The 13,428-nt window shown below is 43.1% G+C and carries 12 protein-coding genes; 10 read left to right on the forward strand and 2 right to left on the reverse strand.

The features are described 5' to 3' along the window. The first annotated feature begins 340 nt into the window (after positions 1-340). From R8O10_RS02500 to mnhG, 8 genes are all read left to right on the forward strand, one after another. The gene (locus R8O10_RS02500) at positions 341-1,276 is read left to right on the forward strand and encodes a universal stress protein (protein WP_005373330.1); all 936 of its coding nucleotides are present in this window, start codon (positions 341-343) and stop codon (positions 1,274-1,276) included. Positions 1,277-1,385: 109 nt separating this feature from the next. Further along, complete coding sequence (locus R8O10_RS02505; protein ID WP_005373328.1) at positions 1,386-1,577, forward strand: hypothetical protein; 192 nt, start codon at positions 1,386-1,388, stop codon at positions 1,575-1,577. Between the two features lie 164 nt (positions 1,578-1,741). Continuing rightward, entirely contained in the window at positions 1,742-4,411 is a 2,670-nt protein-coding gene (mbhE, locus tag R8O10_RS02510) for a hydrogen gas-evolving membrane-bound hydrogenase subunit E (protein ID WP_176311480.1), read from the forward strand. Continuing rightward, positions 4,411-4,764, forward strand: coding sequence for a Na+/H+ antiporter subunit C (locus R8O10_RS02515; RefSeq protein WP_064369328.1), 354 nt, complete (start codon positions 4,411-4,413; stop codon positions 4,762-4,764). The genes mbhE and R8O10_RS02515 overlap by 1 nt, the downstream gene beginning before the upstream one ends. Next, on the forward strand, positions 4,761-6,257 hold the full coding sequence (locus R8O10_RS02520) for a Na+/H+ antiporter subunit D (protein ID WP_239932194.1): 1,497 nt from the start codon (positions 4,761-4,763) through the stop codon (positions 6,255-6,257). The genes R8O10_RS02515 and R8O10_RS02520 overlap by 4 nt, the downstream gene beginning before the upstream one ends. Beyond that, complete coding sequence (locus R8O10_RS02525) at positions 6,254-6,730, forward strand: Na+/H+ antiporter subunit E (RefSeq protein ID WP_104976188.1); 477 nt, start codon at positions 6,254-6,256, stop codon at positions 6,728-6,730. Before R8O10_RS02520 ends, R8O10_RS02525 begins: the two co-directional genes overlap by 4 nt. After that, positions 6,723-7,001 (forward strand): cation:proton antiporter, encoded by a 279-nt coding sequence (locus R8O10_RS02530; protein WP_005373317.1) that lies wholly within the window; start codon positions 6,723-6,725, stop codon positions 6,999-7,001. The genes R8O10_RS02525 and R8O10_RS02530 overlap by 8 nt, the downstream gene beginning before the upstream one ends. Continuing rightward, the gene (gene mnhG, locus R8O10_RS02535; RefSeq protein WP_213916874.1) at positions 7,001-7,294 is read left to right on the forward strand and encodes a monovalent cation/H(+) antiporter subunit G; all 294 of its coding nucleotides are present in this window, start codon (positions 7,001-7,003) and stop codon (positions 7,292-7,294) included. Before R8O10_RS02530 ends, mnhG begins: the two co-directional genes overlap by 1 nt. Before the next feature lie 19 nt (positions 7,295-7,313). Here mnhG and R8O10_RS02540 read toward each other — a convergent pair whose 3' ends face one another. Next, complete coding sequence (locus tag R8O10_RS02540; protein ID WP_213916875.1) at positions 7,314-8,021, reverse strand: GntR family transcriptional regulator; 708 nt, start codon at positions 8,019-8,021, stop codon at positions 7,314-7,316. Between the two features lie 179 nt (positions 8,022-8,200). On the opposite strand from R8O10_RS02540, the gene R8O10_RS02545 reads away from it, so the two are divergent. Both R8O10_RS02545 and R8O10_RS02550 read left to right on the forward strand, forming a co-directional pair. Next, positions 8,201-9,529 carry a 6-phospho-alpha-glucosidase gene (locus tag R8O10_RS02545; protein ID WP_005373308.1) on the forward strand — a complete coding sequence of 443 codons (1,329 nt, stop codon included), beginning with the start codon at positions 8,201-8,203 and terminating at the stop codon, positions 9,527-9,529. Between the two features lie 55 nt (positions 9,530-9,584). Then, on the forward strand, positions 9,585-11,135 hold the full coding sequence (locus tag R8O10_RS02550) for an alpha-glucoside-specific PTS transporter subunit IIBC (RefSeq protein ID WP_215810345.1): 1,551 nt from the start codon (positions 9,585-9,587) through the stop codon (positions 11,133-11,135). 176 nt (positions 11,136-11,311) lie between these two features. Here the strand turns inward: R8O10_RS02550 and R8O10_RS02555 are convergent, their stop codons facing one another. Continuing rightward, positions 11,312-13,342, reverse strand: coding sequence for an acetoacetate--CoA ligase (locus tag R8O10_RS02555; RefSeq protein ID WP_318191070.1), 2,031 nt, complete (start codon positions 13,340-13,342; stop codon positions 11,312-11,314). Positions 13,343-13,428 lie beyond the last annotated feature (86 nt).

The raw sequence follows: 13,428 nt of genomic DNA on the forward strand, positions 1-13,428 counted from the left end.
TTCGTGATTGAGATGGCATCTTTAAACTAAGTTGCGTGAAAATTTAGGTCATCCATTTAAATCCGGACACTAAGTGTGTTATTGCTTATACCCAAGTTACTCAAGGTGAGAAAAAACTTTGAGTAATTTGGGTTTTTATTTGGTCTCAATTTTAGGTAGCGGAATTTATTTAGGTCGAAGGCGATAGTTGTGAAGAAAGGAGAGTGTGACGTAAAACAAAATGAAGCAATATCCGTCTCTTAATGAGAATTGATTTCATCAACGTCACAAGCCGTTACAATTATCCGTTAGGTATTATACTTTGTGGGTGGTTAATATTTAACCAAACAAGGAGGTGTGTATGAAACGATTCGCAAACATACTTTTTGCAACACAAGGATTGCCAGGCCATAGTGACGCCCTCGAACAAGCGATGAGGATTGCATCTAGCAACAAAGTGCCTGTCTCAGGGCTAATAGCGTGTCCTGATTTCCCAACAGACATGATCCAGTATCAGCAAAGTTATGAGCAATCGCTGCAAGACTCCCTCAAACAAAGTATTCACGAATACAGACAGAAGCTGGGACTCTCTGAAGAGGATCTCGCATTTCCTCTTACTGTGAAAAGCAGTGAAAAGCCCGCTGTCTGTATTATTCAAGAAGCATTAGCTGATAACAAAGATCTCATCATCAAAGAAGCTGAACCGCTCGGTGAAGGTGCTGAGGGTTTCAAAGCTATTGATATGACTCTGTTACGAAAATGCCCTTGTCCGCTTTGGTTGCACCGACCAATTGATAAGCCAAGAGATAAGCGCCGTGTTGCTGTGGCTATCGACCCATTAACGGCAAGCGATGAACAGCACTCATTAGCCGTGCGTTTACTCGAATTATCGCGTTCGATAGCCGACACCTGCGATAGTCGTTTACACGTGATTTCTTGCTGGGAGTATTACTTAGAAAACTACCTTAATGGTAACGCTTGGATTCAAGTCGATGATGCTGAGTTGAAACATGAACTCGACAAAGCAAAAGCCGATCATAAACAAGCTCTGCAACAGCTGTTGGAGGAGTCTGGGATTACAGGTGAAATTGTGATTCACCACCTGCATGGAAAACCCGACGAAAAGATTCCAGATTACGTAGAGAGTATTGAGGTAGACGTGCTGGTAATGGGAACCTTAGCGAGAACTGGTATATCTGGCTATGTCATTGGTAATACGGCTGAAAATATTTTGCAATCGATTAACTGTAGTTTGGTCGCTCTTAAGCCCGATGGCTTTGTCTCACCGATTCAGTAATTGGGGTGTAACAAAGTTGGGTTTAAGTGATGTTTTAGGTAAAGGAGGGAGATGGATCTCTAGAACATGGAATTATCAATGTATCAATAAGTTATCAGAGGAGAGTGACATGAAAAACCTATGCCCGAAATGCCACACAGAAATGATAGAACGTTCGAATGTTTATGTTTGTCCGAGAAATGATATCGGTGACTGCACCTACGATGCATTCGAGTTAGCTGATGACGATAATCCATATACATTCAGCCAAGAACACGTAAGTAGTGACCTACGTTCTTATGCCGTAGCAGACAGCAAATAGCGGTTTGTATCGGCGTTCCTCTAAGTAGCACTCAGTGATTACTGTTTGCTACTTTTCCCTTGGTTTCATGATCGTTTTTGAAGCGCTTGGGTTAAAACAATACAGTGGAGTTTGTCATTTGCGCCGAATAGGGCGTACCTTCTTATAATAACGAATGGGCTGCGATGTTGAATAACATAACGGGTAAAGAAAACCTGCCGAAAAACCTAGATAATCAGTTGGTCTTACTGATTTTCCCTGCGCTGCCAGTTTTAATCTTCTCTTTTCTCTTCTATATCTATACTCCTGCAGGCGTGAGCTGGAATGCGGAATGGATACCAAGCCTCGATATCAACCTTAGCTTTAGATTAGATGGTCTTTCATTTCTTTTTGCGGGACTGATCAGTGGGATTGGCGCACTGATTCAAATCTACGCGTTGGCTTATTTACGAGAAAGTGATAGCCGGTTTTCCTTTCATTTGTATCTAACCCTATTCATGCTTGCCATGCTAGGGATTGTGATGAGCGATAACATTCTGTTGTTATTTGTTTTCTGGGAACTCACCACCATCACTTCTTACTTACTGATCGGGTTTAATCACGAAAATAAAACGTCTCGGAAAAACGCCTTGCAGTCGCTGATTGTTACCGGTGCTGGTGGGCTAGCGTTGCTAGCTGGTCTTATCTTGCTGGGAGCAATGGCAGGGAGTTATGAGCTAAATACCATTATCGAGCAGGCAGACACTATTGCGCAGCATGAATGGTTTATCCCATCTCTAGTGCTCATACTACTCGGTGCATTTACTAAATCTGCGCAATTCCCGTTTCATTTTTGGCTACCTAACGCGATGGCAGCTCCCACTCCGGTCAGTGCGTATTTACACTCGGCAACAATGGTAAAGGCAGGCATTTACCTATTAGCACGTTTATCGCCAGTTTATGCCCACAGCGAGATCTGGTTTTATGCTTTAGTCATCACTGGGAGTATCACGGCCATTTGGTGCACATTTGTCGCATTAAAACAAACTGACTTGAAGCTGATGCTAGCCTACAGCACGAATGTTGCTTTGGGTAAATTAACATTATTACTAGGTATGGGCACAGATTTGGCCGTTAGTGCAGTATTGATGTTTATTCTCGCTCACTCTTTCTATAAAGCTGCGCTGTTTATGGTGGTGGGTAATATCGACAAAGCGACAGGAACACGAGATATTGATCAATTGTACGGTCTGAAGTCAGTTCTCGTCATCAGCATGGTTGCGGGGAGTTTAGCTGCATTGTCTAAAGCGGGGTTCCCGCCGTTGTTAGGCTTTTTGAGCAAAGAATACATGTATAAGTCCGCAGTAGAGCTCAATAACTGGATCGCCTTTGTACTTTTAATCGTGAATATACTGATGGTCGCGCTAACCATTATGCTTATTGCGAGACCATTCTTTGCTCGCCGTGATCTCGTGCCGATTGAAACTAAGCCAGTTGAGACAAAAAAAGCCATGTGGATCTCGCCTTTGCTCTTGGCACTTGGCAGTCTCCTGGTCCCGTTATTCGGTTTAAATTGGTTAGATCGCAATATTATTTTTCCGGGCTCTGCTGACATTCTGCCCACAGCAGCTCTTAAAGAGACATCACTATGGCATGGCGTGAATGTACCGTTAGTGTTAAGCGTTATTACGCTAGCGTTGGGGTATGTGGTGTACCGTGTTTATCCTACTGTGTCTGCATTTTTTCAGAGGCTACATCTATTTGTCCCCAAAGCGGAGAATATTTTTGAACGACTATTAGATGGCATGATGACAGTGGCGAAGTGGCAAACGGCGCGGTTACAGCAAAAGAAATTGAGTCGCTATGTCCTATTATTTTTCACGGTACTTGCCGTTGCGTTACTGAGTCAGGTAGCGCTTATTCCTCTGCCTTTGGTTGGCGAACTTTCAAGTGTCACTTTCTATGAGATTGGTATTGCCTTATTGTTGATTGGTGCTGCGCTCGTATGTACGTTGTCCCACGCAAGACTTCTTGCGATTTCTGCGCTTGGTATGATTGGCTTCATGACTACGCTTGTTTTTATGATTTATAGCGCCCCGGACGTTGCGAAGACTTTACTGTTAGTGGAAACATTAATGGTGGTCTTTCTTGCATTGTTAATGCGTCATATGCCGCGTCTAACCACCGTGCCCAAGCATTCAATAAAACGTAAAGTAGCGAATATTTGCATAGCAGGTGTGATAGGAGTTTCGGTTACTTTACTTTTGTTAGGAATCACGTCTCAGCCGATGGACTCTTCGGTGTCAGATTTCTTTGCAGAAAACAGTGTCCCGGGTGGACATGGGCGAAACATTGTTAACGTTATTCTGGTCGACTTTCGCGCATTTGATACATTGGGAGAAGTTGTCGTCGTTGTTATTGCTGGGATTGCGGCAGTGAGTTTGCTTAAGACAAGAGCGAAAAAGCAAAATCGTATCCAATCATTAATTTTTGCAACCACGGCACACATCGTTTCGGCACTCATGCTCGTATTTTCAGTGTATCTATTGTTACGTGGTCATAATGAACCGGGTGGTGGCTTTATTGGTGCGTTGATTGCCGTTATTGGCTTATCACTTCTCATGTTCGCGGAATCACCGAAATACGTTCGTTCTAGGTTGTATTTCAAACCATTTCTCATTGCGTTATCTGGCATCGCATTGAGCTTAGTTTCTGGTGCTTTGAGCTTTGCGTTTGATAAACCGTTTTTGACCGGACTGTGGTGGAAAGACGTGATACCACTAGGGACGCCATTGGTTTTTGATGTTGGTGTTTACCTTGCCGTTATAGGTGGCGTGATGGGTATGCTGCTTCGTATTAATGAGGAGCTAGAGTGATGGAAGTAGTTTGGAGTGTTGTCGTTGGAGTATTTGTCGCAGCAGGTGTTTATTTAATGCTTGAAAAGCATATCTTGCGCCTTTTGTTCGGCATCATGTTACTCAGTAGTGCGGTTAACCTTGCTATTTTTACCGCTGGAAGGCTGACGCCCGGAGAGCCGCCATTGATTGGCGATAATGCTCTTTTACCACCAGATAGCGCGGCAAATCCTTTACCTCAAGCGCTTATCTTAACTGCGATAGTCATCGGTTTTGGACTACTTATTTTTGCTTTAATGCTGTTCTATCGAGCTTATAAAGACACTGGAACTGCAAACGTCGATGAAATGCAACGTTCTGAGGAGGGTCAATGAGTTCGATTTTGCTTACGTTACCGGTTGTTCTATCGCTGAGTACGGCGTTGACTATCTTCTTCGTCCGTCGCTCAACAAAAAGTGTTGAGTGGTTGAGCGGTGTAAGTGCGATTTCGAACCTTTTCGTTGCGGGCTTTCTCACAGAAAACATCATAAATAATGGTATTCAAGCCGTTGCTTTTGGTCAGTGGAGTGCGCCATTTGGTATCGTGTTTGTCGCAGATTACCTCAGTGTTGCTATGGTGATGATAACGGCGGTGATTGGTGCGATATGTGTTTTCTACGCGATGGCGGACCTTCACCGAAAGCCCTCCTATAGCAATTACCATGCGCTAATGCACGTGTTGCTTGCTGGCGTTTATGGCGCTTTCCTGACTGGAGATATTTTTAATCTGTATGTTTGGTTTGAGGTCATGCTCATTTCATCATTTGGTTTAATGGTGTTAGATGCAACGAAAACTCAAGTTGATGGTGCAGTAAAGTACGTGATGTTGAACCTGATTTCGACGCTGGTATTTTTACTTGCTATCGGTTTATTGTATGGCGCAACGGGCACCTTGAACTTGGCCGATCTCTACACCAAAGTTGCGGAAAATGAATTGAGCATCAACATGATGCTGTCCGCGCTATTTTTGTTTGCCTTCTCTATTAAAGCGGCACTCTTTCCTTTATTTGCTTGGTTGCCCGCTTCTTATCACACGTTGCCAAGCGGTGTGGTGGCACTGTTTGCCGCGTTGCTTACTAAAGTCGGTGTATACGCGTTGATAAGAGTCTTCACCTTAGTATTTCCGCTCGCCGAGAGTGGCTGGCAACCGACGTTAATTTGGGTCGCAGGGCTAACCATGTTAACGGGCGTTTTAGGAGCGGCTAGCCAATTCGACATTAAGAAAATTCTTTCTTTTCATATTATTAGCCAAATAGGTTATATGATCATGGGGTTGGCTATTTACACTCCCTTAGCTTTAGCCGGTGCCATTTTCTACATTGTTCATCACATCATTGTAAAAGCGAATTTGTTCTTAATAGGTGGATTCATCGAGCGCAAATATGGCTCTAGTCAACTTGAACATTTGGGTGGGGTATATAAAGCTATGCCTTGGTTGGCGTTCTTGTTTCTTGTGCCTGCGTTTTCTCTGGCCGGTTTTCCACCGCTATCGGGTTTCTGGGGAAAGCTATTGGTCATCAAGTCGAGCATACAGGCTGAATATTACTGGTTAGCAGGTACCGCGTTATTGGTGGGGTTGCTTACTGTCTACTCGATGACGAAAATTTGGAGTGAGGCATTTTGGAAAAAGCCATTTAGAGAGAAGCCAGAACAGACTCTGCAGGCCAAAGCACATTGGTTGTACTGCGTTCCAATTATTGTATTGACGACGTTGACGCTAATCATTGGCTTAGTGGCGGAGCCTTTTTATCAATTTTCCGTTCAAGCTGCAGAACAACTGTTAAATCCGACTGAATACATCAGAGTGGTGTTAGGAGGAAATACATGATCTATCTATTCCTCAATTTTTTCTTAGCGTTAGCGTGGATGATGCTTAATGGCAGCTATTCGAGTCTGAATTTTGTTGTCGGATTTACGGTCGGTTTTTTTGCTTTAAGGTTGAGTCAACCATTTGGATTGAAAACGAGCTATTTTCAACGTTTTGCATCTGCATTGAAGTTATTGATGTACTTCGCTTATGAAATGGTTATATCGGTTGCGAAAGTGGTGTGGGACGTTGTGACACCTACTCATTTGAGTCAGCCTGATATCGTTTATGTCCCTCTGGAGGTCGATTCTGATCTAGAAATCACATTACTGGCGAACATGGTTTCTTTAACACCGGGCACGCTTAGTTTGGATGTTACGGCTGATAAAAAGTATCTTATCGTTCATGCCATGTTTGCACCTGAACATGAAGAGGTTATTCGCGGAATTAAAGATGGGTTAGAGCATCGAATTTTGGAGGTGACGCGTGGATAGTTGGCTGCAAATAACGGTCACTTTTGCCTATTCTGGGCTACTACTCAGCTTTGTTATGGCTTTTGCTCGTTTAATTCTAGGACCAACGCTAGCTGATCGAGTTGTGGCGTTAGATCTGATTTCATTTATCACTATCGGATTTATTACGGTTTACACCTTAGACAGCGGTGAGGACGCTCTGTTAGATATCGCCATTACATTAGGTTTGGTTGCATTTCTCGGCACGATCGCATTTGCACGTTTGATCGTTAAAAGAAAGGAGAAAGAATAATGGACGTGTTGATTGGACTATTTTTATGCTTAGGAACATTGTTGACCTTGATTGCAAGTCTAGGTGTTCTGAGGCTTCCGGATTTGTATACCCGAATGCATGCAGCGACCAAAGCTGGGACCGTCGGAGTGAGCTGCTTGTTATTAGCGGTCGCTTTCTCACTCCCTGAAGTTACCGTGATCTCTCGGGTTATCGGTACGATGTTGTTTATCGTTCTCACTGCGCCAGTCGCCTCCCACCTGCTCGGCAGAGCAATGCGAGAGGTCGGATATAAGATTTGGCGCAATGATTAACCATTAGCGTCGAATAGGACTACGTCCTAGTTGAAATAAACTCGAAGCTGTATTGATGAAGTCGGAAGTAATTGACGGTATATTCAAATGCACGACCATCTTCTAGGTAACCAGTGGACTCAACTTTTAGAATAGGGGAAGCTTCTGATTCATTCAGGTATGAGGCCGTCCCTGCATCTAACAAGTACGGTTTGACAGACTGACTGCTTTTCGCAATTTTCAATCCTTTGCTATTTTCAATGTACTCATATTTAGAACCATTCATTATGGCTATGCTCAAGTCTGGAAATAACACTGCTGGCATATGAGTGACTTCGTAAATTTCAGGCTCATCATTAATACATCTGAGTCTATGTATTTCATATGTATCATCATTGGGCGAGAGATTTAACTGCTTAGCAACCTGCTCATTCGGCTTTTTAAGTTCGAACTTTATGACTTGAGAGCTAGGCGTTTTCCCCTGTTTACTGACTTCCTCGATAAAACCCAGCAAATGTAAGGCATCATGTTGGGCTTTTAGATCGTTTACATAAGTTCCACTACCTCTTGTCCGACTAATTAAATTATTGTCGACCAGAATTTGTAAGCTTTTTCTGATGGTTACGCGGCTTACGGAAAACTCTTCTTGCAAATCACTCTCTTTTGGAAGCATCGATTTAGGTTGTAGTTCCCCATCTTTGATCTTTTTTTCTAATCGTTCCGCAATGTCTATGTATTTAGGTTTCATAATACCTCGCTAAGTCTTGGATCATGATAGCAAGAATGTGATCTGAGATGTAGTTAATACTTTTCCTTAGGATCTTTGTGTGATTTTTATCTCGTATCTTTGTGCTTACACTTTAAATGTATCATAAAAGTATTAATACTTATTTTGTACATTTTAGGGTAAACATTTGAGGTAGCGAAATGAAACGTCAAAAATTAACGATTGTTGGTGCCGGCAGTACATACACACTTGGTATGATGAACAGCCTTATTGCAGAAAAAGATAACTTTCCACTCGCAAAAGTCGTGTTTTACGACATAGATGAGAAACGCCAAGAGTCGAATGCATTAGCTACTGAAATTCTATTGCGAGAACACTATCCAGAAGTTGAAGAGTTTGTTTATACAACGGATAAATCTGTCGCATTCGCAGATTCGGACTTTTTCTTTATCCAGATCCGCACTGGTGGGTTGGCCATGCGCGAGCGCGATGAACAAATCCCGCTATCCAACTCTTGTGTTGGGCAAGAGACATGTGGCGCGGGAGGAATGGCATATGGACTTCGCTCTATCGGCGATATGATCCAGCTAGTGAACGAGATCCGACAAACGTGTCCAGATGCGTGGATTCTTAATTACACCAACCCGGCGGCAATTGTCGCTGAAGCTTTAAATCGTGAATTTCCGCATGATAAGCGAATTCTAAATATTTGTGATATGCCAGCAGCGATTATGGTCAGCTATGCGCAATTGTTAGGGTGTGAAATTTGGGACTTTGTTCCTGAATATTTTGGGCTTAATCACTATGGCTGGTTTACCAAAATTCGTAATAAACAGGGTGAAGACTTAACGGATAAAATTAAAAATATCATCCTAAAAGAAGGGATCAGTGCGGTTGATGCGGAAATAGCGGATGACCCATCGTGGCAAGCCACATTCAAAAACATGAGAACAATGCTTGCTGATAATCCAGAGTTTTTGCCGAATACGTATCTTCAATACTATTTGTACCCTGAAAAAATGGTAGCGAAAGAGGATATCAATAATACTCGCGCAAGGCAGGTAATTAACGGCCGTGAGAAACGAGTGTTCGAATTGAACGCAAGAATAATTGAAGCGGGCACCACGAAGCACGAAACACTGCATGCCGATATCCATGGTCGATACATGGTGAGAGTCGCGGCTTCGCTAGCCTACAACTTGAGCGATGTGTATCTCGTCATCGTACCGAATAATGGTGCTATTACAAATTTACAAAATGACGCCATGGTAGAAGTTCCAGCTGCGCTAACTAGTGATGGACCGAAAGCTTTTACTGTAGGAAAAATCCCAACCTTCCAAAAAGCCATGATTGAGAGCCAACTTGGTTACGAGAAATTAGTCGTGGATGCTTGGTACGAAGGAAGTCAGCAAAAGCTGATTAATGCACTCACACTTAACCGTACCGTGGTTAATGTGCCAAAAGCTAAAGAAATAACAAAACAATTACTAGAAGAAAATAAAGCCTACCTTCCTCAATTTTTTCAATAACAACTGGACGTTCGGGGCCTACTTGTAGGCTCCGTGAATGAAACAAGAGGTTTATATGAAAGACATTATTCAAAGGTTCGGAGCCGCGATGTTTGTACCCGTTCTATTATTTCCAGCAGCGGGCATGTTATTGGGTTTCTCTGTTGTGCTGTTAAATCAAGAAGTGTTTCCTTGGGCACTAGAGGGGAGTGCTTGGGTTAAAGTCTCGACGATCATTTTACAGGCATCACTCGCTGTATTTAAAAATATGGCACTTATTTTTGCCGTTGGGTTACCTATCGCTTTAGCTAAAAAAGCATCTGGTCGCGCTGTACTTGCAACACTTGTTTCCTACATTACGTATAACTACGTTATTGGTGGAATCCTTCAATTTTGGGGGCCAGAACTGGGAGTTAACTATACGGAAGGTGAGCGAGGTTTGACTGAAGTTGGTGGCATTCTAACGCTTGATACCAACTTGCTAGGTGCGATTTTAATTGCAAGTCTCTCTGTTTGGGTTCACAACCGATTCTTTGATAAAAAGCTACCGGATTGGGCGGCTGTATTTGGCGGAACGCCATTGGTTGTGATCATTAGCTTCCCAATTATGGTCGTGATGGCAATTCTAACTTGTTTGACTTGGCCAAGTATTCAGCATGGTATTAATAATCTGCAATCATTTTTGGTTTCTGCTGGATCGTTAGGGGTATGGCTATTTACGTTTTTAGAGCGAATCATGATACCAACGGGGTTGCATCATTTCGTATATGGTCCCGTTTTTTATGGGCCAGTTGCAGTCGATGGCGGAACGGTTGCCTATTGGATTCAAAATATACAGACATTCGCCCAGAGCTCGGAAAGTTTAACGACACAATTTCCTCAGGGTGGTTTGATGTTGACGGGAATGGGTAAAGTGTTTGGTTGTACGGGTATCGCACTAGCACTCTATTCAGTTGCGAAAAAAGAAAATAAAAAGATGGTGATGGGGTTAGTGCTCGGAGCCGCAATCACAGCAATTCTTACAGGGATCACCGAACCAATAGAGTTTACATTCTTATTTATCGCACCTGCGCTGTTTGCTTTGCATGCGTTGTTATCTGCGACAATGGCAACGATCGCCTTTATGTTTGGTGTTTCCGGTAACTTTCAGACTGGCTTGATAGACTTCATTTTCCAAAACTGGTTGCCTTTGGCTGGTAACCATGCGGGAACATACGTGATTCAGATTATTATTGGTCTCATGTTTACTGGTGTTTACTTTGTTACGTTTCGCGCGCTTATTTTAAAATACAACATACTTACTCCGGGACGTGAAGGTGCAGATAGTAAGTTGTATTCAAAAGCTGACTACAAAGAAGCGAAAGAGGTCCATAACAGTAGCGCAAGTCCGTCACAAGCTAGTGCCTTTATTGAAGGTTTGGGTGGAAAAGAAAACATTGAATTGTTAACTAATTGCGCGACGCGTCTGCGTGTTAAAGTTAAAGATGTCTCTCTTGTAAAGGAGAACGCATTTTTCACACAGCACGGAGCGGTGAATATTGTTAGAAATCAAGAGAGCCTTCAAATCATCGTTGGTTTAACGGTGCCACAAGTTCGCGAAGATATGAGCCAACTGATAAAAGCTTAACCCCCAACTAATGCTCCCGCTCATATGGCTCAAAGGTGAGATAGAATTATCTCACCTTTTTTGTGTACATGAAGCATATTTCGCTCAGTTTCCACGAAAGTGGGGAGGAGTTATCGAGCGAGCTAAAATATAGTTAGGTTATACCCGTCTGTATTGTTGGAAGACTTGTTGAGTCTCTAAGTGACAGTGGCACCACTTTCTATGTTGAACAGCGTTTTAATTTCTTCCAGCACTTCTGGGTTAGCAATAGCACCAATGTTTTTTACAGCTTGTCCGTTTACCAATTGTTTCACTGCTAGCTCAACCAATTTGCCTGAGCGCGTTTTAGGAATATCACTGATAGCAAAAATTTGTCGTGGGACATGGCGCGGTGAACATTTTGTTTTCAATGTTTGGCGAATTGAATCGGTGAGTTGTTGGGTTAACTCGACGTTGTGAGCGAGTTTTACTAGTAACCAGATTTCTTCAGACTGCTGGTTTAACTTGCCGACAGCGATGGAGTCTTCAACCTCGGGTAACGCGTTCACTTGTTGATAGATTTCAGCGGTACCGATTCGTACGCCGCCTGGATTTAAGGTTGCGTCACTACGGCCATAAAAAATAAAGCCGTCATGTTCGGTTTGCATCACATCGTCGCCATGGTGCCAGATATCGGTAAACTTGCTCCAATAAGCGTTGTGATAACGTTCGCCGTTGTCGTTCCAGAAACCAATAGGGAAGTTAGGTAGTGAGTTATTACAAGTCAGTTCGCCACGTTTTTGCGTAATAGTATGTCCATCATCCTCTAGAACACGTGCGTCGATTCCCAGCCCTGCGCCTTGGCATTCACCTTTGTAAACTGGTGAGATTGGGTTTCCAAGTACAAAGCATCCGCAAATATCTGTGCCGCCAGCAATAGAAGCGAGATGCAAGTCCTGCTTGATGTGCTGATAGACATAATTAAATTGTTCTGGGTAAAGCACCGAACCAGTTGAGCACAGAGTTTTGAGTGACTTCAAGTTATGTTCTAGTTTTGGAGAGCAGTTCGCATGTTCCAGTGCCTCTAAGTATTTCGCTGAAGTACCAAACAGCGACACGTTATGTTCTTCTGCTAATCGCCATAAGACGGAGTGATCAGGATAAACCGGACTACCGTCGTAAATCACTAAGGTTGCTCCACTCGCAAGAGCGGAAACATGCCAGTTCCACATCATCCAACCACATGTTGTGTAGTAGAAAACCTTGTCTTGCGATTTGATGTCGCAATGCAGTTGATGTTCTTTGAGGTGATTGAGCAAGGTACCGCCTGCGGAATGGACAATACACTTAGGTTGACCTGTTGTACCAGAAGAATACAAAATGAATAACGGGTCATTAAACAGCGTTGGTTGATATTGAATTGATTGTGGAGAAAAGTGGTGAGTAATATCGGACCAAGAAACAAACTCAGAAGTGCTAGCACTCTCAGCGTTTTGTAAATATTCGATTTGGCATACGCTAATAGTAGTCTCTTCGGAGGCACTGCTTAACTTACTACTAAGAGTGGTGTTCTTGTCCGTCATATCGAAAGCTTTGCCTCCGAACTGGTAGCCATCACAGCAAAAAAGAACTTTCGGTTTGACCTGACCAAAACGCTCTACGACTCTATCGATACCAAAATCAGGAGAGGTTGAAGTCCAAATGGCACCAAGACTGGTGGTGGCCAGCATGGCAATAACGGTTTCAGGAAGGTAGGGCAAATAACCCGCAACGACATCGCCTTTACCGACACCACAATTGAGTAGCCATTGTTGAATGGCGGAAACTTGTTCAAGCAACTGTTTACCGGTGAGTTGTCGGTGTTCACCGCTTTCATTGCTAAAAACAATAAACTCGCGCTCTGGTGATTGTTCAGCCTGAGATAGGAGGTTCTCTGCGTAGTTCAGCGTGGCGTCAGCAAACCATACTGTGTCTCTATTTACATGGTGATGATTAGAACCTGTTTGTGTCCATTTGGGACTGCCAAGGCTCTTGATTTGCGAACCCATATCTCCGATTACGTTGCAAAACTGCCAAGTATGTCGCCAAAATTCATCATTGTGCTCAATGGACCACTGGTGTAGAGACGTGTAATTGTTGATTACGGTACCTTCGGCTTTGTCTTTATTAACCTTTTCGATGAACCGTAATAAGTTGCTATTGCTGACGCGCTCAGCAGATGGTGACCAAATAGGTGCAGAATTTGGCATAGGTCCCTCTAATTTCAATTCTTTTGAATATGACCAAAAAACAAAATAAAGGGGCGAACATAGCAGTGTTCGCCCCTTATCTGATC

Source organism: Vibrio sp. 1727 (assembly GCF_033344415.1).
GTDB lineage: Bacteria > Pseudomonadota > Gammaproteobacteria > Enterobacterales > Vibrionaceae > Vibrio > Vibrio alginolyticus.